Raw genomic sequence first — 22160 nt, forward strand, 5'->3', positions numbered from 1 at the left:
ACGCCGGTGATCACCTCCGCTCACTTCGAGAACTTCAAGTCCCTGCGCCAGATCGATCTCTTGGGCCTGCAGCAGCTGACGGTGCTCGTGGGTCCGAGCGGCGCGGGCAAGACCTCCGTCCTCGAAGGGTTGAGGCTGCTCCACAGTCTGGTTCACGAGAAGTCGCCACCTACACGCATCGAGAGTCTCTCCAGGCTCATGAACGCCAGCCCAAAGACGCGGTACTTTGGCCTGGGAGTCTGCCAAGAAAACCCTCGAGCAGTCGTCGTCTTCACCAACGAACTTGGGCGCCTTCACGTGACATCTTCAACCATGCCCCCCGAAGCGCTGGCTCGCTCCCTGGGGCCGAAGGCGAAGCACCCATTCTCCCATGGTATCGCCAGCGCCTTCATCATCGCCAACGACCGCCGCGAGCTCCCGCAAAACAACCTCCCCTGGCACCCGAGCCTGATCGAATTCAACGCAAAGCAGCTCGGCGCCCCCTCCCCCGCGACCGCCACCCCGACAATCGCCCCCAGCGGCGCCGGCCTGGCCTCCCTGCTCGCCTACTTCGCCGGCGCGGATCGTGACGCCCTCGAGTCCATCGAGGCCAACCTCCGCGAGATCATCGGCATCACCGGTCGCATCCGCACCTTCCCCGACGAGCTCGAAGTCGAGGAGCGCGAGAACATTCGAATCGACGAGCAGCTCGTCCCCCGGATCACCCGGCGCAAGACCGCCGCGCACCGCTTCGAGATCGAGATCGACGGCGTCGGCCCGATCCCCGGCGACCTGCTCAGCGAGGGCACGCTCATCACCTTGGGCCTGCTCGCCGTCATCCATCACACCAGGGGCCCCTCCCTGGTGCTCTTCGACGACATCGATCGCGGGCTGCACCCCGACGCCCAGGCCAAGCTGATCACGAGCCTGCGCGCCCTACTCGACGCGCGCCCCGAGTGCCAGCTGCTGTGCACATCGCACTCGCCCTACCTCCTCGACAACTTTCGGCCGCAGGAGGTCCAGGTGCTCTCGCTCGAGGGCAGCGAGGTCGCCGCGGCGCGCCTCGACCATCACCCCGAGTGGCCCGAGTGGCAGGGTAAGCTCCAGACCGGTGAATTTTGGCAGTCCGTCGGCGAGTCCTGGGTCCGCTCGGCCACAGGACCCAAAGCCGAGGGCGAGGCCTAAGCTTGACCATTCACATCGGCTGGGCCCGTGAAGACAGCAACCACGACCTGCTGGTCAAGCAGCTCGCGCGCCGCGTCGTCGTCGAGGGCGCGAGCTGGGACCTTGGCGACGTCCTCGACGACATGTGGCGCTGGGTTGGTCCCATGGGCGAAGAGGCGTTCAAGATCGGCACGAAGCCCGAGCTCATCGGCCCCGGCGGACGCCCCCTGAAACTACACGGAAAGATCGCTGGCCAGCCCCTCAAACCCGAAGCGAGCATGGTCCGTAGACTGCTCACTGCCTTCGATATGGCGCGGCCTCGCCCCGAGCTGGTCATCCTCGCCCGCGACGGAGACGGCCGAGTCGAGGAGCGCCGCGCAGGCTTCGATCAGGTCGTCACGGGCCTCGAGTGGGACTTTCCCATCATCTTGGCCATGCCGGAGCCGGAGGCCGAGGCGTGGCTGGTCTGCGGCTTCGATCCTCGCAATGACACGGAGGCTCGCCGCCTCGAAGACCTCGGCTTGAACTTCAACCCACGCGCGCAACCCGAGCGCCTGACCTCGCGCCCCAATCACGCGCCGACCGACGCGAAGCGCGTGCTCCAGGCGCTCACGGACGGCGACAAGGCGCGCATCGAAGCCTGCCTCGATCACCCCCTCGACGAGCTCGGGCGCCGAGGCGAGCGCGCTGGCCTCGGACAGCTATTGGCGGATCTACGCGAGCACTTGCTGCCCCTCCTCGATCCTGGCGCGCGCGCTCGCTGAGCCGCCACATCGCGTCTCCCGCCTCGCGCTTTGGGGCATACTCCAGCGATGCGCGCCCTTCGCTTCGCCTCCCCGCTCGCCCTCGGCCTCGCCCTGCTCGCCTGCTCCCCCGAGGACACCCCCGGCGACGAGGAGGCCGAGACCGACACCGACACCGGCGCGGCGCAGACCTGCCTCGACACCGACACCCCCGGCGAGGACATCATCCTGGCCTCGGACGCCGACATCGAGGAGGCCGCGCTCAGCGGCTGCGTGGCCGAGCACGTGATCGTCTCTGGCGGCGGGATCACCAGCTTGGCCGGCCTGTCCGAGCTGCGCCAGGTCGGCATCCTCGACATCCGCTACAACCCCTTCCTCGACAGCCTCGCCGGCCTCGAGCAGCTCGAGCGCGTCGACCAGCTGATCCTGACCGGCAACAACCTGCTGATCGAGCTGCCCGAGTTCCCCGACCTCGCCCTCGGCCGAGCGACGATCAACGCCAACGACGGGCTCACGGATCTCGGCTCCTTCCCGGCGACCACCTCGATGTCGCGGCTCGAGATCGATAGCAACCCCGCGCTCACGGATCTCTCGGGCCTCGAGTCCCTGACCGGGGTCAGCGGCAACGTGGCGATCACCAATAACGCGATGATCGTCGACTTCACCGGCTTCGAGGCCTTCACCGCCATCGGCGGGGACCTCGAGATCATCGACAACGCCGAGCTCGACACCCTCGAGGGCTGGGGCCTGGTCTCCGTCGGCGGGGACGTGCGCGTGTCCAGCAACCCCAAGCTGTCCGAGTGCCTGGCGCAGGCCTTCATCGCTATGCTCGAGGTCGGCGGGGCCAAGATCGAGAGCAGCAACGAGTCGGGGCTGTGTGACTGAGGACGCTGGGCTCAGCGCCGGCGCTCGCCCTTGCCGCGACGTCGACGTCCGCCCGCGGCCGCTCGCTTGCGCGCCTGCATGATCCGCTGACGCTGGCGTCGACGCGCCGGCCTGGGTCGGCGCGCGCTCGTCTCGGCCACATCAATCACATCAGCCGCGCCGTCGTCGGCTGCGTCGGGCGAGCTCCCGCGCGCTCGCTTGGCCGTCCCCGCGCTCACTTCAGCCGACTCCGCGGCCTCGGAGGGCAGGCTCGAAGCGGTCTCGACCTCGACCAACGCGGGAGCCTCCACCGGCGCGCTCGCGTCTTTCGGCGCCTCGGCGACCGCTGCCTCCGAGGGCTCGGATGGCACGACCACCAAGTCGACAGGGCCCCGCTCGGTAGACTCGGCGGACGCTGGCGCTGGCTCGACGGAGCCCGGCGCTGGCTCGGCGGAGGCTGGCGCTGGCTCGGCGGAGCTCGGCGCTGGCTCGACCGATGCAGGCGCTGACTCGGCGGATACTGGCGCTGGCTCGGCCGATGCCGGCGCTGACTCGGCGGATACTGGCGCTGGCTCGGCCGATGCCGGCGCGCCCTCGGCCAGCGCGGGCGCCTCGCCCTCCTCTTCCTCCTCGTCCTCGCCCTTCTTCTCGAGGCCGACCTTGGCCGCCAGGTACTTGCCCAGCCACCCGCCCTTGGCCCGGGCGTAGATCTCCCGCATCTCCACGGCCATGCGGTTGTGGCTGACGCGGTAGTTGATCAGATCGTCGACCAGCGCCCGCGACTGACGGTAGCGCACCGCCCCGTCGATGAAGTCGATCCAGCCCTCGATCCACGTCCAGAACTTGCCGCCCTTGGCCGCGGCCCCGCTCGCGGAGCTCGACAGCTTGGACAGCTTTTGCTGGTGGATGATCTTGGCCTTCTCGAGCAGGGCCTTGCGCTGAGTGACCTCCTGCGGCGTGCCGCCCTTGAAGTCGGGCAGGCGCGTGACCAGGGTGCCCGTGTCCGTGAACCCGAAGTCGCTGTGCGAGTCGAGGGCCCGCAGGGCGTCGAGGCGGATCTGCTCGTTGTCCGACTCGAGCTTGCTCAGGCCGATGACCACGGCGTCGAGGGCCAGCCAGCGGTAGATGAAGTCGAGGCCGGTGCCCTTGATGTTCTGGGTGCCGAGGACCGTGGCGTGGACGCCGACGGGGACGGCCTTGGACGCGCGATCGATGACCTGGTCACCGGTCGAGCCGGCGTCCCAGACGATGTGCAGCTGGCCCTTGAACAGGCCGATCCACGACTTGCGCAGATCGTTGCTGATGCTGGTCAGGCCGGCGCTGTCGCGGGTATCGAGCACCTTCTCGAGGCGCAGGTCGAAGCGCCCGGCGATCACCGCCCGGGCCACGCGATCGTCGAAGTGGGCGCGGAACTCCTCGAAGTTCGGGGCGCTCGAGACCTCGTACTTGGCGGCGAGCTCTGGCGCCGCCGCGCTAGCCTGCCACAGGCGGTCGAGGGCGCCAACGTAGTCCCCGTCCTTGCTGACCCGACCCTTGACCGCCTCGAACTCGAGCGCGCCCTGCTCGGCGCGCAGAGCCTCGACGCGCGCGCGGAAGGCCTCGGCCTCGGCGCTGGCGATGTCGAAGCGCCGCCCCATGGCCGCGAAGCCGAGCTCGAGCAGCTTGCCGAGCTGCCCCGCCCACCAGTCGTCGACGGGCGCGCGGACGCGACGCAGCAGGTTGCGCAGGCGGGTCCGCGCGCGCGTATGTCCGGCGCCGCCGGCCTGCAGACCCTCGTCGTCGACGAGCTCCTGCTCGGCCACGAAATTCTCGAGCGCGCGATCCAAGAAGATCAGCAGGCCCGACAAGTTGGTGCCGATCAGCACGTGGGCATCGACCTCGACGTCGTTGACCAGCAGGCGCGAGAACACCTCGGAGCGGCTGACCCGGTCGTCGCGGTTGTTGACGACGGTGACCACCATCTTGGCCGGATCGGCGGCCGTGGCGATGGCGTCGCAGCCCGTGCGCCGCCAGTTGTTGAGGAAGCCGGCGCGCTCGTTGGCCGAGCAGCCGTTGACGAATTCGATCCGCCGACTGCGGACCACGACCTCCGGGTAGCGCTTGAGCACCCCGAGGTCGGGGTACACGTAGTCCGCCATGTTGACGATCGCCAGCTCCGGGTCGATGCCGAGCTGACGGGCCAGCTCCGTGACCAGCGCGATGTTGCGCGGGTGCTCCGAGTAGGGGAAGAGACCGAGCAGGTCGTCGGGGAGCAGGTCGCCCTCGTAGTCGCCGAGCTCGATGAACTCCGAGCCGCGCTCGCGCGCCGAGTCGCGCAGCACCGGGTTGAAGCCGAGCTCCGAGCTGATCACCAGCTGGCCCTCGGGCACGAAGCGGCCGATCACCCCGGCGACGTCGATGCCCGCGGGGCCCTGGATGTCCTCGTGGTCGGGGTAGGTGTTGGTGATCGTCGCGTAGTCGTCACGCATCCACCCGCGCTGGAGGATGTCGACGTACTCGGGGTTGAGCGCCATGCACTCCCACAAGAACACCTCGGACTCGAGGCCCGCGGCCAGGGTCAGCAGGTCGCGCTGCTCCCAGATCGTCGCCTTGCCGTAGGGCCGAAAGGTGAAGATCTCGACCTGCGGGCCGCCGGGCGAGGCGTGGATGAACATCGCCTCGCAGCCCGTGGTCTTCGAGAAGGTCCGAAAGCCCAGGCCGTGGAACAGACCGGCCTTGAGCCGCTCGGTCCCCGACTTCCCGCGCGTGCCCCAGCCGCCCACGGACAGGGGGATCGCCGCCCGGGCCTCGGCGATGACGCGGCGGCGAGCGTAGCCCGAGCCCAGGAAGAGCATCGCCAGGCCGAGGGCGTAGAGGCCCAGGGCCTCCTGGCTGTTGCCCTCGAGGGTCAAGAAGTAGTGCACGTTGTCGCGCATCCACTCGCCGAAGTCGGGGGCGGCCGCGACGAGCAAGATCGGCGCGGGCAGCAGCGACGCGCTCGCCGTGGGCTGGCTGGCCTCCACCTGCGCCCCGCTGACGACGATCTGCGCGCCATCTTGCTTGCTCGCGCCCGCCTTGTCGGCCCGCGACGGGGGAAAGAGCGCGGCCAGGCGCTTGGGCACGGGGCGCGCGTGGGCAGGCTCGCCGCCGAGGGCGAGGCTGGGGTGGGCCTCGAACGCCGCCTCGACGCCGTAGTCGTTGCGCAGGATCTCCAGGAAGCGCCGGCGCTCGATCGGCTCCTCGGCGATCAGCGCCCGGCGGCGCAGCTCGGCCAGCTCCGCGTACTTGATGTTCAGGCGCAGGCGTCGCTTGAGGCGCTGAAAGAAGCTCCCGCCCAGGTGCAGCGTGGTCCGCCCGTGGCTCGAGCTCAGCGCCACCCGCCGGTCGCCGCCGCGCAGCCAGGGCAAGCCGAAGATGTCGTCGACCAGCGGCAGGTGCCGCGCCCAGCCGCCCTCGGCGTCGAGGTGCAGGCGCTCACCGGGGACGACCGTGGCCGTGACCTCGTCGAGGCGCCCCGGGTGCGCGCGCAGGCGGCCGCGGTAGCTGCGTCCGGTTGTGTGGCGAAAGGCCTGGCGCTTGTTGTTGGCCGGGTGGCGCAGCTCGTGGATGATCCGCCACAGCCGCTTGACCCGATGATCCCCGCGCCGCAGGGTCATCGGCGCGTTGGGGCCCTGGGGCTCGACGTCCACGCCCCAGTCGTTGCGGGTCAGCATCGCCAAGATCCGCGCGAGGTCCTGCTCGTCCGGGGCCCGGCCGCCGACCTTGGGCAGCTCGATCCGCGCGCGGGTCCCCGAGTGGACGTTGTCGATCGCGGCGGCCAGGGCCTCGGTCCACGCCTTTCGCTCGGGGCGCAAGGCGGCGTCGATGCCCTCGAGGGCCGCCGACGCGGCCTCGTGGATCACCGCGCTGCGACCCTCGTCGCGCAGGCAGGCGTGCAGCGCCTCCTCGAAGCGCCCGGCGTGGGCCGCGATGCGATCGCTTTGCTCGCGCGTCCGCGGGTGCTCGGTGAACACCTCGATCAAGCTGACGGCCTGCTCGCAGGCGACGCGCGCGACCAGGGCGTTGCCGTCGTTGGCGATGCTCGTCGCGAGGCTGTCGACGGCCGCCTCGCCGACCTCCTCGAGGGTCTCGTCGGCGGCGTGCTCGAAGGTCTCGGCCAGGGCCTCGCTCAGCGCCAGGCAGGCCCGCGCGCGCACCCGCGGGAGCTCGACGTCGTCCGCCGAGCCGTCGGCGCCCTCGGTCCGCGTCAGGTAGCGCGCCCACGTAGCGACGGCGTCGGGCTGCGCCGCCGCCAGGGTCATCAGCGCCTCGCAGTGAGCCATGCGCACGTGCTCGCTGGGGTCGCTGAGCTCGAGGGCGCGCAGGAGCATCTCGAGATCGGCGGGGTCGCCGGGCAGCGGGGCACGCTTGCGCGAGGAGCCGGGCTTCGACGGCCGCGCCTGGGGCCGCGCCCGCACGCACAGCTCGGCGATGATCAGCCGGCGGACCAGGAAGTCGCGCTGCGGCCAGGGGTCGGGGACCTCGCCCTCGTGCCCGAGGCGCGCGGCCATCAGCTTGCGGGCCGCGCCCACGTCCACGCGGCGCATGCAGGTGATCGCCTTGGCCTGGACCCACTCGTGCTCGTCGCGGTCCATGGCCACGCCCTCGAGGGCCTGGCGCAGCTCCTCGACCATGGGCATGACCTCGCGGCGGTGGCCACCGGCGGCGCTGAGGATCGGCGTGGGCAGGCCCAGGTGATCGAGCACGCGCTCGAGCGACTCGAGGCAGGCCAGGCGCGTGGGCCAGCGCCGCAGCGAGCTCAGCTGGTCGACCAAGAAGCGCAGCGGCTCGGCCTGGCGCAGCAGCTCGCTGACGTTGGTCCGGGCCGTATGCGATCCACCCGCGGCCGCCAGCGCCTGCTCGACCGCCGGGCCGATCGCCATGATCGCCAGCTCGAGGCGGACCAAGATCAGGTCGCGCTGGTTGTCGAAGCGCTCGCGCAGCGCGTCGAAGTCGAGGTAGCGCTTGAGCGCGCGCTGGTCCTTGCGCGCGCTCTTTCGATCCCGCGCCGTCTCGGCGATCATCTGCTCGAGCCGACGCTTGCGGCCGAGCTCGTCCTCGGCCCGCGAGTAGCCCTCGACGTGCTCGGCCACGCGCCGGTCGAGCTGGGCGAGCTCGAGGTGCAGGCGATCGCACAGGCGGATCAGCAGCACCCCGAGGCTGGCCAGGGCGAGCGGCTTCTCGGGGTCGACGAGGCCGTCGGCCCAGCTCTGCGCGCCGAGGGCGTCGAGGCCCCAGCCCTCCGCGGGATCGGCCATGCTCACGACCTCCTCCGCGAGCACGGCGACATGTCGCCGACGCACCCTCAGCTGCAGCGCCGGCAAGACCTGATCGAGCAACGCCTGGGTCCCCGCGAGTGCGCGGGGATCGGGAGTGGCCGACTCGTCGTCTTGGCGGCGAGAGAACATTGGGCGCGAAGGCGCGAGGGCACAGGGTGTCGCCCTTGGCGTTGGAGCGAGAGTCTCGCTCCAGATCGTCACCCGTGGACCGCCTGGGCGTAGCAATTTGCCGAATATCCTCGGCCTTGACCACCCTGGTGTGTGTTCCCCGCCCATCGGCCTGGGCGCCAGCGACAATTGGTCACAGAGTGACTCATGCTTCATCGCCGCGAGAGGAGCGAGCCGCGAGTCGGCCCACGACCATGAAAATGCGCGCTTTTTGGGCCGTTTGGGCGCGACCTGAAGCTCAGTCGGCGGGCACCTCTTCGGCCTCCCAGCCCTGCGCATCCCCGCGCTCCGCGTCATTCACGCTATCACGCGTGTGCGTTCGGCCACGCCGAAGCCCCGGCAGCGGCGCTGTCGTCGAGCCTGCCTGGTGCTCGTCATCCGCCCAGGCCCGCGGCGCCCACGGCTCCTTGAACCACAGCTCCCGCGGCCCGTAGTCACGCATCCGCCGGCCAAAGGTCGCGTCGAGGCGCAGCCACAGCTCGAACACGTTGCGCGGCGGCGTGTCCTCGAGGCCGGGGGTGAAGAACAGGCGATCGGCGGCGCCGAAGCTCAGGCGCATGGCGTCGCGCAGCCACACCGCGACGCCGAGGCTGAGATCGACGGAGTGGCGCACGAAGGTGGTCGAGCGATCGGCGTCGGCGAAGCGCGTCGAGGCCTGGTAGCCCGCGGACCAGATCGGCACCCAGGGCTGAGGCAGGCGACCGATGCCGTCGAGGCCGAGCTCGAGGTCGACGCGGTCGACGCTCGCCAGGTCGCTGTTGGGGATCAGCGAGGCCTCGGCGGACACCGCCATGTCCTGGAAAGGATAGACGCGCAGCTCGAGCTCGGGCTCGAGCACGAAGGGGTGGTCCTCGATGTAGTCCTGATAGATCTGCGGGTGGACCTCGAGCGCCGCGTCGAGGTCGCCCGGATCGAGGGACTGCCAGCGGTAGCCGACGTTGATCCCAGGGCGCAGCTGCAGGTAGGAGCCCAGCCAGGTCGGGCGATCGACGAAGGCGCTGACGCGCACGCTGCTCGCCCCGCGCTCGCCGTAGCGCGAGCCCAGAGCCTCGAGATCCACGCCGGCGCGCAGCCACAGATAGGGCACGCGCCCCGACACACCGAGCGCGCCGCCGCCGGCCACCGGGGTCTGGTCGCGCACGAGCAGCTCGCCGGCGACCGTGACCCACAGGCGGTTCTCGATCACCGCGCGGTGCCAGGCCGCGCTGGCCTCCATGCCCAGGCGCGGGCGCAGATCATCGAACTCGCCGATGTCGTCGAGGCCCACGCGGACCCGGGCGTCGAGGGATCCGATCCGGTTGCGGATCGCCTGCGGCGCCTCGGCGGCGTCGATGCCCACGGCCACGCCGATGCCCCGCCAGTCGAGCACCGACTCGGGCTCTTTGAAGTCGAGGCGGAGCTCTCGCATCGACACCCGCGCCGGGGGCGGGAGGTCCTCGCGGTCACGGCGTAGACGCGCACGGACCAGCACCCGGCCCTGGTCGCCGCGCAGACGCACGCGATAGGGCACGGGCTCGGTCAGCAGCAAGGTGTGGCCGACGGCCTCGGTGACCGCGAAGCGCCGCCTCTCCTCGGTGATCACCGGCTCCTCCACGGTCGACGACAGCGCCAGCGAGCCCGTGGCCGCGACCGGCTCGAGGCCCGGGCCGAGCGGCTCGCCCTCGCGCAGGGGCACCGCCTCGACCTCGAGACTGGTCGCCGTCCCCTCCCCCGAGGCGATCGCCCGGGCCTCGACGTCGACGTTGACGGGGCCGAGGACCACGAGCTCCACGGGCTTCCCGGGCGCCGCCGTCCACCACTGCGCGCGGCGGCGCGGCTCGATCGCCTCGCCCGCCGCGGCCTGCTCGGCTTTCTCGCCCTGCTTGGCCTTCTCGCCCTGCTTGGCCTGCTTGGCCGCGCTCGGGATCGTCCGCGCCCGCCAGCCACACAGCCAGATCGGATCGTCGCTGAGCACCAACTCCAGGCGGTGGCGCTCGCTCTCGGCGATCGGCAGGCGAACCTGGCGAAGCTCCGCGTCGACCACCTCCACGGTCTCGCGCACGTCGACGTCCTCGTCGCCGCTGCGCAGGCGCAGGTGGACCCTGGCCGGCGCGAGCGCGCGGGGATCGGCGACCAGCTCCGAGCGATCGGGCGAGAGGTCCGGGCGCGCGACTCGGCACCACAGATCGACCTCGACCTCGCCGCGCGCGGCGTCCCAGGCGAGCACGTCCTTGCGCCCGGGCGAGAGCAGCTCGCTCGCGTCCTCGGCCGGCCACGGCGCGACCAGCATGGCCTCGCGGATCCTCGCCGAGGGGCTGGGCGTGAGCTCGGCGATCGGCAGCTCGAGGCGCTCGAAGCCCGCGTTGTCTTCGCTGTGGCTGAAGCGCTGCCAGTCGCTGCGCAGCGCGGCCACGAAGGCCAGGTGGCGCACGCTGGTGTGGCTGTAGCGCGGCTCGAGCTCCCGCGCCAAGCCGAAGGCCATGCCCGCGTCGCGGACGTCGCTGTCGGGACCGTCGAGGTGCGCGAGCAAGGGACGGACCGCCGCCAGGCCGACGGCCACGGGCTCCCGCGCCCGGCCCAAGCCCCCGCTGACCAGGCCGTAGAGCCGCAGCCACAGCCGGCTGGCCTCGCGCGCCTGCCCGGCCTCGGTGCTCACGCCCTGCTGGATGTGCACGCTCATCCAGGTCGCGCGGGTCGCCACGGGCAAGAGCGCGGCCACCCGCTCCGGGGAGAGCTCTGCTTCGTCAGCTTCACCTCGGGGCTCGCTCGCCTCGGGTTGCTCGTCCTCCGCCTCGCCCTCCGCTTCGGCTTCGACTTCGGCCGCGGTCACCGGGCCGCGGCCCACACCCGCCGCGATCGCCTCGTCGAGCAGGCCCAGCGCGTCGCGTGGGTTTCGTGCCCTGCCCTTGGCCCACAGCTCGAGCCAGGGATCGAGCGGGCGGCGGTCGTCTCCGACCAACGCGGCGATCGCCGGCTCGACCAGGAAGGGCTCGCCCACGTGCGAGGGATCCGAGACGATGATCTCGCGCGGCTCGATCAGCGCGTCGAAATTGTCCTCGAGCTCGACGAGCAGCCGGTCCGCGCGGGCGCGCTCGTCCAGCGACAGGCTCTCGTCGTCGATGCGCGTCGACAGCCAGATCAGGTCCGCGCGTACGTAGCCGGTCTCGCCGAGCATCAGCAAGAGCGCGGCTCGGCGGGCGCGCAGCTCGAGGTCGTCGGGCATCAGCAGCAGCACGCGACTGAGCCGGGCGAGCTCGTCGATCAGCTCGTCGGAGCTCATCGCCCCGAGCGTCTCGAAGTCATCCTCGAGCAGCGGGTCGTCGTCCTCGGCCTTGTCCGGGCCCCAGCTCTGGATCCCCAGGTCGCGGATCTCGTCGGGGTGCGCGGCCCGGCGCAGCGAGAGCGCCGCGGCGATCTTGGCGTCGCCCTCGACCTCGAACCAGATCCACTTGCTGCGCGCGTCGATCTCGAACACCGCGTCGTGGCGCACGCCGGCCCGTGGCGAGGCGCCCAGCGGCGTCGCCTCGGGGTCCACGGCCAGACTGTCGACGACGATCTTCCCGCCGAGGGTCGCGGACTCGCGGGCCTGCTCGCCCTCGGCCTGGGACTCCCGCGCCACGATCTCGCGCGGATCGAAGATCAGCGTGGTGCCCGGGCCGAGCACCCCGTCTTCGCGCATGGTGATGCGGATCGGCCGGGGCGCCTCGTCCTCGAGCCAGCGCAGCTCGAGGCGCACGAAGCCGGGCAGCGGCGGCCCCGGCAGGCGCCAGCGCACGCGGTCGAGCGGCCACATCCGCTCCTTGCGACCGAGGATCCCGGGGTCGAGCTCGTCGAGGTCCTCGGCCGGAGGCAGCTGCGCCCAGGCCGTGGTCCCGGCGGGGGCCTGGAGCTCGACCTCGTGGACGCCGGCAGCCACGGCGACGCGATGCCGGACCACGCCCTGAAGCTGCGGGCTCCACCACGCGCGATCGTCCACGCGCAGGCGCACCGGCTCGACGCTGTCGAGGGGCGTCGACACGTGGACGTCGAGCAGGCGCATGCGCCGACGGTCGTCCTCGCCCGCGCCGGCGTCCGCGTCTGGATCGCCGTCGAGCTCGCGGGCGATCAGCCCGCCGCCGAGCTTGGCCCGCACGCGCGCGGGCTGGCCGGGGATCAAGCGCAGCCAGGTCGCCCCGCGGTCGCCGGGGTCGTTGGGGATCACCGCCCGCGGCATCAGCCACTCGCCGGCGGGCCGCAGCGCGCGGTCGCTGTCGACCACCGGCCGCCGCCGCGACCAGCGGGTGAACTCGTTCCAGATGTAGAGCAGCTGCCCGCGGATCCGCTCGTCCTCCGGGGCGCGCCGCCTGGCGATCTCCATCAGGGCCAGGGCCGCGCTGCGGACCGTGTCGACGTTGGCGGTGAACTGCTCGGCGAGGACCAGGAGCCCCGCCAGGGGAAGCTCGTAGATCGGATCCGGCCCGACGTCTGCGCCCGCGTCGACCAGGTCCCGGGCGAGCTTGCGATCCCGGCGCGTGGCCGCGACCACCAACCAGCGCGTGCGCAGCTGCCCGCGGGCGCGGGGATCGAATTCACGGTCGGCGGCCAGCGCAGCCAGCCACTCGACCGCCCGCAAGCCCATGTCGTGGACCTCCTCGTCGCCGCGCCGCGTGTCCTCGGCCAGGGCCGCGAGCAGCTGCAGCGCGAGGGCCGGGCTGCGCTCGCCGAGGGCCGCGAGCCCCGGGTCGTTGGGGTCGAGGGTCGGGACCTCGTAGAGCGCGGCGGCGAGCAGGGCCTCGATCCACCCGCGCTCGCCTCGCTCGCTGCGCGCCAGCGCCCGCTGGGCAGCCTTGGCGCGCTTGCGTGGCGTCCAGCCGCGCAGGCTCGCCAGCGAAGACTCGATCCGCTTGGCCTGGCGGACCTCGAGCAGCGCCGGGCCGCCGACGAGCTCGATGGTGTACTCGCGGCGCCCCGGCGCGAGGGGGATCACCGCCTCGGAGAACTCGCCCACGGTGTGGCCGTCGCTCGCGAGCAGCGGCTCGAACACGGGGAAGGCCGCGCCCGGATCCACGCTGTGGCGAGCCGCGCGGCGCGAGAGCGGGAGCCGAGCGATGACCCGCTCGCCGGCGATCACCCGCAGCTCGGCGTCGCGCAGGCGCTCGCCCTCCGGCGACCACGCCCGGGCGCCGACGCGCAGCAGCCCCGGCCCGCTCTGCTGAAAGGTCCAGCGCCGGCGCTCGCCGTGCTCCTCCTCGTCGAGGCGCGCGAGCCGATAGCTGCGCGTGTCCTCGGTGTCCAGGGTCATCCCCTCGGTGTCGTCGAGGTGCAGCGGCCGGTTGCGGTCGCGGTTGCGCACGAAGTAGGGCCGGACCGGGATGCGCAGGCGATCGAGGCCCTGCGACGCCGCGAGCTGACGCCAGGCGACCACGGCCCGGGTCAGGTCGCGGTCGCCCTCGATCAGCTCGCTCAGCTCGCGGCCGATCTCGGCGTCGAGACGCAGCGCGGCCTCGAGGGCCTCGGCGGGCTCGAGCACCCGCGGCATGTGATCCACACCGGCGCCGCTCTCGATCCACCGCAGCAGCGCGTCCTCGACCTCCACGGCGCTGTAGCGCGGGCTGCGTTGGACCGCGCGCTCGATCAACACCTCGACCGGCGCGTCGGACTCGATCGACCAGATCGAGCCATCGGAGGGCGGCTGAGTCAGCTCCCAGCGCGACTCGCCGCCGGGGCCCGGCTCGACCAGGCGGCCGCGCTCGATCGCGACCGAGGCGCCCTCGACCAGACGGACGAAGCGCAGCTCGCCCTCGCCGGAGATCCGCCGCACGCGGACGGTCTCGAGCGCGGCGAGCCACACGTTGACGGCGCGCTGGCTGTCGATCGCCACGGGGCCACGGACAGAGGGCGCCGACAGCTCGCCGTCGAGCATGGCCTCGCGCTGCTCGATCTGCGCCGGCAGGTTGTCCACGGCGTGGACGAGGGCCTCGCCCTCCCCGCTCGCGTCGCTCGCCCGCAGCAGGGTCAGCGGCGACATCGGCCAGGCCACGCTCGCCGGGCGCCAGACCAGGCGCTCGCGGCTGCTCTGGCCCGAGGCGCGACCCTCGAAGCGCTTGGACACCGCGGCCGCTCGCGCCTCGCCGCCATCATCGTCGGCGCGCGACGGCGCCTCGGCGGGTGCGGGCGCGACGGGCGAAACGGGCGAAGGCGCCGAGGATGAGGGTGGCGAGGCGCTCGCCGGGCGGGTCAGGAGCGCACAGAGCAAGGCGAGCAGCAGCAGCCCCCCGGGCCAGCGGGCGCGCAGCTCACCGACACCCACGCGCGCCCTCTTTCTCGCTCGCCTCGAAGAGCGCCCGACCGAAGCGCGCGCGCGTCCACGCCTCGCTCAGCAGGCGCTCGCGCAGCCCCTCGGACAGCTCGATGTGCACGAAGCAGCGCTTGGCCGCCCGCGCCGCCCGGCCCTGGACGTTGGTCGTCCCGCCGAGGCGCTCGACGCTGATGCCGTAGTGCGAGGTGTCGACGCTCTCGAGCGCCGTGAGCAGGCCGATCTCGACGGCCGCGCTGGCGTGGTTGGGCAGCTCGCTCCCGGCCGACACGATGATCTCGGGCTCCCCCGCCTCTGCGTCGCGCGCGAAGCCGTGCAGCTGAATGAGCTGGATCTTGCGCCGGCGCAGCAAGGTCGCGCTCACCCGCGCGAAGGGGTGGTCGAGGCTGTGGGCGGGATCCGCCGGGTTGTCCCCCGCGGGATCCCTGCGCTTGCTGCCGTCTGCCCGGCGGTAGCGATGGATCGAGCCCACGAAGAGCGCCCGGCTCGCGCCCTGCTCGAGGAAGAGGTGCAAGGCGATGACCCCGGTGTGGCGATCGAAGAAGGGGTGCGGCGCCTGCAAGATCAGCTCGTCACCGCGGACCCCGAGCGGGCCGCGGCGGATCAGGTAGGCGCCGAGGCCCCGCCGGCGCTCGCCGGCCTCGCGCAGCATCCACAGCTGCATGCGCCGCTGCCCAGCCTGGGTCTCGACGCTGCTCAGCTCCAGGCCCACGCGCGCGGCCATGGCCAGGGCGCGGCGAGCCTCCCCGCGCCTGAGCTCCCCCTGCTCCGCGCGGCGCATCAGCAGGTCGACCAGGGCCTCGAGCTCGCGCAGCTCGTCCTCGCTGCTCGCGGCCCAGCGCTGCTTCACGCCCGCGGGCCACAGCAGCTTGGACAGGGCGTCGACCGCCACGGCCCCCTCCTCGGCGAGCGCCGCGGGCCGGGTCAGCTCGCCCGCGCTCGCGCAGCCCGTCGCGTCCATGGTCGCGACCAGGGCCGCGCCGATCGCCACCTTGCTCAGCGCAGCCCGGCGAGGGCCCGCGCCGCGCGTGGGCTCGAGCGCTCGCTCGTCGCGGCTCAAGGCGACTGCTCCTCGCCCGCGTCGTCCTCGTCCTCGCCCTCGGCCTCGGCTTCGAACACGCGCAGATCCGCCGCCCTCGCCGACTCGCCCCAGCTCGCCGCCGGCAGCGAGTCGTCCCCGACCCCGCGGTGAAAGCCGCGGACCCACACCCGCCCGCCGTCGCGCAGGCTGACGCGGACCTCGTGCCTCCCGGGGACCACGTCCTCACCCAAGGTGATCAGCAAGGTCACGGCCTCGAGGGGCACGCCCTTTTGGCCCTCGAGATCCTCGAAGCGCACGCGGGCGCGCTCGTCGACGACCCGCCCGCGCTCGTCCCGGGCCGCGTCGACGTCGATCTCGTAGCGGCGCTCGGCCACGCTGAGCTTGTCGAAGGCCACGCCGGTCCGCCGCCGCGGGGTCCCGCCGTCGACGGAGAGCTCGAGCTCGGCCTGCTCGCGGCGGCGCGGCAGGTAGACCACCACGTTGAAGGTCAGCGCGTCCTCGTTGGGCTTGCGGATCGGGAACACCAGGGAGGTCGTCAGCTCGTGGACGCTGCGCCGGCGCGAGACCGGCGGGCTGGCGACGAGCACCGGGCGGTCGATCCACGCCAGGACCTCGCCGGACTGGCCGAGGCTGCCGCCCTCGAGGTCGACGCGCAGCTTGCGGCGCCCGCCCTCGACCGGCAGGCGCCAGCGCCCGCGGGTCGCGGTGATCGTCTGCTCGAGCTCGCGCTCACCGACCTCGACGATCCACTTGCGACCGAGCAGGGCCGGATCGACCTGCCAGTGCAGCTCCGGCGCGCTCGGGCCCGCGGCGTCGAGATCCACGACCACGCGCCGGCCGAGCACGACCTCGGTGAACAAGCTGCCCGACCAGCGATCGCGCAGGCGCTGGCCGGCCTCGTCGTCGAGCTGCTCGACGATCGAGCGCCGGCGGTGGCGACCGCGGGGATCCACGCTCACCCACGGCCCCGGATCCCAGCCGTCCTCGCCCGCGTAGAGCTCGAACCACCGCCCGCGCCAGGGCGGGTCGTCGCCGAAGCCCGGGCCGCCGCGCCCGCGGCCCTTGTCCTCGCCCCGGGGCATCAAGCGGATCTGCGCGACGAGGTCGGCGATCGCCTCGTCGGCCTCGAGGGCGTCGAAATTCACCGGCCGGATCGGGAACCATGTCCGCAGATCCAGGGGCGGATAGCGCCAGCGATAGATCTCGCTGGCGTGCAGCCGCCACGGCTCGGCGACCTCGGTCTCGACCTCCGGCCAGTAGCCGTAGCCGCGCACCAGCAGGTCCCAGTTTGGCGGGCTGTCCGGCGCCTCGACGGCGAGGTCGTCGCGCGCGAGGACGATCCCCGCGGCCTCGAGCGGCGCGACCACGCGCAGGGTCTGCGGCTCGGAGACCTCGAACCAGCCCTCGCTCACCGGCTCGGCGCCGGGATCGAGCGCGTCGACGTCCCCGAGCTCGACCCCGGCCGCGCGCTTGGGCATGCGCTCGACGCCCTCGAAGTGCGACTCCCAGATCGGCTCGCCCTCCCAGCGCTCACAGCCGAGCTCGGCGCCCTCGCTGTCGACGAAGCAGTAGCGCAAGCTGGGCGTCGGCGGCGGGGTCTCCCACCACCACGAGTCACGAAAGCGGGCCTCCACGCGCACGTCGAAGCGCAGCATGCGAGACACGGGATCCGGCGGCCCGGCGAGCTCCCAGCGCGGCTCGACCTGCTGGCGCGCGCCCATGCGGACCACCGGGATCCGCCGCGTGTCGGGCTCGAGCATCTCGCGGCCGTCCTCGGCCATGCGCGTCGGGAGCTCGGCCTCGGTGAACCACACCCGCGGGAGTTCGGCCTTGCTGACGCTGAGCTTGACCTTGTAGTCGCGCGGGCGATCGCTGCGCAGCACGTAGCAGTGGATCCCCGCGGGGACCTCGATCTCGCCCTCGGGCCCGGGGTGGACCTCCTCGAAGTCGCCATCGACCCCGTAGCGCTCGATCACCAGCCGCTTGGGCTCGTGCTCCCCGGGCATCAGATCGAGCTCGAGCTCCGCCGGCCCGGTGACGTTGAAGGCCAGCCAGCGCGTGGGCGTGACCGGCAGGTAGTCGACCTCGGCCTCGGTCCCCCGCGGCAGGCGAAAGCCGGTCTCGTAGACGCTGCGGAGCTCGTAGTCGACGCCGGGCAGGCCCTGGGCCGAGAGCCGCCGCCAGATGTAGCGCAGCTTGTAGGCGCGCTCGGCCGCCGAGAGCTCCTCCCAGTCGTGGTAGGTCACGCGATCGACCAGCGCCTTGCCGGTCCCCGGATCGAGGGCGAGCTGGCGCAGGGTCTTGTCGTCCACGGGGCGCTCCTCACGGACGTAGAGCCGGATCAGCCCGCCGACGCGATCCGCCGGCTTGCCGGGGATCAGCCGCATGCGGAGGATGCGATCGCGGCCCTCGGCCTCGGGCAGGCTCAGCCGCGTGAGGCGATCGTCGGTCACCTCGCGGGCGGGGGTCAGCATGAAGGAGTTCTCGTAGCGCCACCCGAAGTTGTCGCCCCCGTCCTTGCTCTGCCGCGTGCGAATGTTGATCTGCCGCCGCCAGGGCTGCCCGCCGACCTCGAAGGGCTCGCCGTCGAGGGTCTCGAGGCTCAGCTCGATGCCGTAGGCGTACTCGGCGTCCCTGGCGTAGGCGTAGCCCTGCTGGCTCTTGCCCCCGACCACGCCGAGGTCGTTGACCGGCAGCATCAGGTGGGAGATCAGCTTGAGCGAGCGCTCGTTGGGCCCGAGGCGAAAGCTCGGCCCGGTGTGCTCGCCGAGCACGTAGTAGCTGATCCGATCGGCGCCGGCGATCTTCTCGGACAGGGGCGAGCGGACGTCCTCGGACCAGGTCGAGCGCCGCGAGGTCAGCAGCAGCAAGAAGATCGCGACCACGATCAAGGTGATGATCGCGATGACCTTGTCGCGCGGCCTGGCCCCGTGCTTGGCCGGCTCGAGCAGCCGCGCGACGATCCGCTCGGCCTGATCCGGGGTCGGCTTGCGCCCGGGGACGCTCACTCGAACACCTCCGGCGACCGGCTGAGCACGAGGTCCTTGACGATCATCGTCTGCGGCCGGCCCATGGCCGCGGCCCGCAGCGTGCCCGCCCCGCCGTCGTCCTCCGACGCGAGCTCGGCCCAGCTGAACTCGACGCTGCCCGAGAGCCGGTGCTCGAGCGAGACCAGGGCCCGGCGCCCGAGCTGATCCCCGACGAGCTCGATCACCAAGAAGGGCCGGCCCCAGTCGCTGCCGACGCCAGCTTGGACGCGCAGCCGCGACGAGGCCGCGTCGAGCTCTCGCAGCGCCCGCAGCTGATGGTAGTTGGTGGTCTCCGCGTAGCCGATCGCCAGCGCCACGGCGCGCTGGAACTCGGCCTGCTCGGCGATCCTGACCGCGCCCGCGACCGCCTCGGCGTCGGCGCCCTCGCTGGCGCGCTCGTCCGCCTGGACCTCGCCCTGCGGCGTCGGAGACCAAAGCGGCGCGAGCAAGCGCGCGATCTCGCCGCCGGCGGACACCGGGATCCCCGCCTGCAAGAGCCCGCGCAGCTCCCCGCGCCCGCTGTCCGTGGCGAAGCGCGAGCGGATGTTCGCGCTGAGCCACAGCACCCGCAGCTCACGCTCGTCGCCGAGCTCGCGGCTGTACTCGAGCTGGGGCACGCCGGCGCCGGACAGCAGGTAGAGCTCCTGCGATCCGTCGGCGACCTGACAGCCGCCCCAGCTCTCGACCAACGCGCGCAGCGGCGGGACGAGGAGCCCGAGGCAGGCATCACCCTCGAGCTCCTCGAGCGAGGGCTGGCCCATGCCGATGATCACCTCGCGGCGAAGGGCGCGGTACGAGGCGACCCCGCGGACCTGGATCAGCGGCGCGCCCGGCCGGGCCGCGAGCGCGCGCTCGATGCCCTGGTGCATGGCCTGAAAGGGGGTCTCGAGGTTGCCGGGGCGGACCGGGCTGGGCCCGAGATCCAGGCGACGATCGAGGCGCGCCGGCTCGTCTTCGGTCGACTCGCCATCGTCCGTGGGCGCCTCGGCGTCGTCGCCTTCCTCGGCGTCGGAGGAGGACATCCCCCGCTCGCGGCCCGACCCGAGACCGTCGGGGAGGCCGTCCGCGCCCGCGATCAGCAGGGCCTGGGAGTCGCTGAGCTGCCACAGCTCGGCGCCCACGCGCCAGGTGTTGAACTCGCGGTGCGGCCGCGGGACCTCGATGATCGTCGGCGCGTGCTCGCCTCGGCGCACGAGCAAGGTCCCCCAGCCCGCCGTGTCCTCCCGGTCCTGCTCGCGCAAGATGAGCATGCAGGGCTCGGGCAGCTCCGCAGAGGTCTCGGCCCCGGGCTCGGCCTCGGGCTCGGCCCCGGGCTCGGCCTCCCCTGCCGCGTCCTCGTCACAAGCCCCGAAGTCGGCGAGCTCGTACTCGAGCAGCGAGGCCCAGGCGGCGACCCCCGGCGGCGGCGAGCGTGATGTCCTGACGTCGTCGGCCTCGACATCCTTGGACCAGCGGACCAGCGGCTCGACGACCAGCTCCTCGAGCACGCGCAGCTCGGCCGGCGAGGGCTCGCGGTATTTGGCTCCGGCCAGCCCCGGCGGCTCGCGCTGGTCGTGCATGCGCGAGAGCTCGGCGAGCAGCCCGACCCCGCGGATCGTCGGCGCGACCGGCTCGGGCCCCCGCGGCGCCGTCCCGCCGTATACGAACTCGTCGAGCCCCGAGATCACCCGGGCCTCGAGCGCCGGGATCTCGACGCGCATCAGCACGAAGAGCGCGTCGCCCCCCGGCGGCCGGACGCCCGTGTCGAGGGGCTCCCACTCGAGGCTGTAGTGCGACCAGGGGGCGTGGAGATCGAAGCTCCCGCGCAGCGGGTGGACGCGGGCGTAGGCGGCCTCGGGGATGGCCTGGTCCTCGTCATCGGTGACCCCGTCGACGAAGGGGATCAGCGCCTCGACGCTCTCCGGGAGCAGCGAGGGCTCGCCGCGGAGCACGACCATCGGCACCTCGGCGAAGGCCTCCATCGCCTTCTCGAGCGGGCGCGGGTTGATCGAGGTGCCCTCGGCCGCCTGCTCGCGCCCGGCGACCAGCACCGCCCGGCAGTCGAGCTCGCGGCAGACCACCGCCGCGGCCTCGGCCACGGGCGCCTCGCTGTAGGGCGCCGGCACGACGATCACCGGGCCCTTGGCCCCCGGCGCGAGCAGGGCCACCGGCCAGCCGCGGTAGGGTCCCTCGCCCTGCTCGACGAAGCCGTACCAGTCGCGCTGCGTCCGGGCGTCGAGGCTGCCCGGCTGCGGCATGCGACCCACGGGGATGTCCGGCAGCTCGTAGATCCGCAGGCCGAGGGCCTGGAGGTGGGCGTCCTCCTCCCCGGGCATCTCGCCCTCGCCCTCGACCCAGGTCGCGGCCTTCTTCCAAAAGCGCTGGAGGTTGACGAGCTCCGACTGCGGCGGCGGCTCGAGCTCGTCGCCGTAGCTCCCGGCCTGCATCCGCGCCAGCGCCATGACCCCGACGGGCGTCTTGCCCAGGCGCAGGCTGTCGTTGACCGCCAGCGCGCGCGCCTCGGGCACCCCGGGCGAGAGCAGCTCGAGCACGAAGCCGATCGAGCTGCCGATCACGAAGCCGCCCGCAGAGGCCACCAGGCTCGGCAGCATCACCGCGCGCACGCTCTTCTTGCTCAGCATCTTGACCGAGAGCAGGCTCGAGAGCAGGTAGCCGAAGCCGTAGGTGTCGCTGATCTTGAGCTCCGGGAACAGCGGGATCAGCGCGAAGCCCAGGGCCAGCTTCCACAAGAAGGCCAGGCTGAAGACCAGCACGATCTTGCGCGGGCCCTCGAAGTCGAGGTGCTGGATGACCGGGAGCTTGAGGAAGCCGCGGGTCAGGTAGAGCACGACGATGGCCTCGACCAAGGTCGCGACCAGCTTCAGCGGCGTCAACCACAGCAGCGCCAACAACGCTGGGACCAGGATGCCGTTGAAGTCCCAGCCGTAGGTCAGGTTGAACTGGGCCGCGAGCAGCGCGGCGCTCATCAAGATGATGTGCGCCTTGGCGTGCGCGACGAAGTTGACCGCCGTGTTCTCGTAGGTCAGCTCGACGCTGCTCAGCGACAAGTTGGTGTAGGGCAGGAGCACGAAGGCGACGACCAGGAAGGTGATCCCAACCTCGACGCCGAGCTGCAGCAGGCCGCGGTGCGGCTCCGGCTTCCACAGCATGTTGGCCGTGAGCGGGACCAGGACCAGGCCGACGCTGTAGAACTCCTGGGTGATCTCGAGCTGGAGCTCGAGCTGGTGGTCGAGCCAATTGATCGCCCACGGGGCGAACCACGCGTGATCGTGGATGCGTACGATCAGGCTGACCAGGAGGATCAAAAAGAAGCGCTCGCGCCCGAAGAAGCGCGTCCACACGTCCGTCTTGCTCAGCAGCTTGGCCAGGCCCGCCGAGATCGCCAGGGTCGTCAGCGACTCGAAGATCACGATCACCCCGGTCACCGGCTGGATGACCAGGACCGAGGCCAGGTAGCCCGGGACCACGGCCCCGGCGAACACCCAGCCGAACACCTCGGTAAAGAAGAGCACCACCAGCAGGCCCACGAGGACCGGCAGCAGCATCGACTGATCGAGGCCGCGAGCTGGGAGGAGCTCGAGGACGATCGCCTGGATCATC

General features: G+C 72.3%; 8 protein-coding genes. 3 read left to right on the forward strand and 5 right to left on the reverse strand.

Annotated elements, in window-relative coordinates:
- The first annotated feature begins 6 nt into the window (after positions 1-6).
- Genes G6O69_RS34015 through G6O69_RS34025 form a run of 3 tightly spaced genes read left to right on the forward strand, consistent with a single transcriptional unit; the run spans position 7 to position 2771 of the window.
- Positions 7-1164, forward strand: a complete 1158-nt coding sequence (locus tag G6O69_RS34015) for an ATP-binding protein (protein ID WP_176397254.1) — start codon at positions 7-9, stop codon at positions 1162-1164.
- A gap of 2 nt (positions 1165-1166) precedes the next feature.
- Positions 1167-1907 carry a hypothetical protein gene (locus tag G6O69_RS34020; RefSeq protein ID WP_172307632.1) on the forward strand — a complete coding sequence of 247 codons (741 nt, stop codon included), beginning with the start codon at positions 1167-1169 and terminating at the stop codon, positions 1905-1907.
- Between the two features lie 48 nt (positions 1908-1955).
- Entirely contained in the window at positions 1956-2771 is an 816-nt protein-coding gene (locus G6O69_RS34025; protein WP_172307633.1) for a hypothetical protein, read from the forward strand.
- A gap of 11 nt (positions 2772-2782) precedes the next feature.
- Here the strand turns inward: G6O69_RS34025 and G6O69_RS34030 are convergent, their stop codons facing one another.
- The 5 genes from G6O69_RS34030 to G6O69_RS34050 all read right to left on the reverse strand — a co-directional run bounded on the left by G6O69_RS34030 (position 2783) and on the right by G6O69_RS34050 (position 22159).
- Positions 2783-8176 carry a hypothetical protein gene (locus G6O69_RS34030; RefSeq protein WP_172307634.1) on the reverse strand — a complete coding sequence of 1798 codons (5394 nt, stop codon included), beginning with the start codon at positions 8174-8176 and terminating at the stop codon, positions 2783-2785.
- 277 nt (positions 8177-8453) lie between these two features.
- On the reverse strand, positions 8454-14483 hold the full coding sequence (locus G6O69_RS34035) for a hypothetical protein (RefSeq protein WP_176397255.1): 6030 nt from the start codon (positions 14481-14483) through the stop codon (positions 8454-8456).
- On the reverse strand, positions 14470-15549 hold the full coding sequence (locus G6O69_RS34040) for a hypothetical protein (protein WP_172307636.1): 1080 nt from the start codon (positions 15547-15549) through the stop codon (positions 14470-14472). The genes G6O69_RS34035 and G6O69_RS34040 overlap by 14 nt, the downstream gene beginning before the upstream one ends.
- On the reverse strand, positions 15546-18539 hold the full coding sequence (locus G6O69_RS34045; RefSeq protein WP_172307637.1) for a hypothetical protein: 2994 nt from the start codon (positions 18537-18539) through the stop codon (positions 15546-15548). The genes G6O69_RS34040 and G6O69_RS34045 overlap by 4 nt, the downstream gene beginning before the upstream one ends.
- Positions 18536-22159, reverse strand: a complete 3624-nt coding sequence (locus tag G6O69_RS34050; RefSeq protein ID WP_172307638.1) for a poly-gamma-glutamate biosynthesis protein PgsC/CapC — start codon at positions 22157-22159, stop codon at positions 18536-18538. Before G6O69_RS34050 ends, G6O69_RS34045 begins: the two co-directional genes overlap by 4 nt.
- Between the last annotated feature and the right edge of the window lies 1 nt (position 22160).

Source organism: Pseudenhygromyxa sp. WMMC2535, from assembly GCF_011083025.2.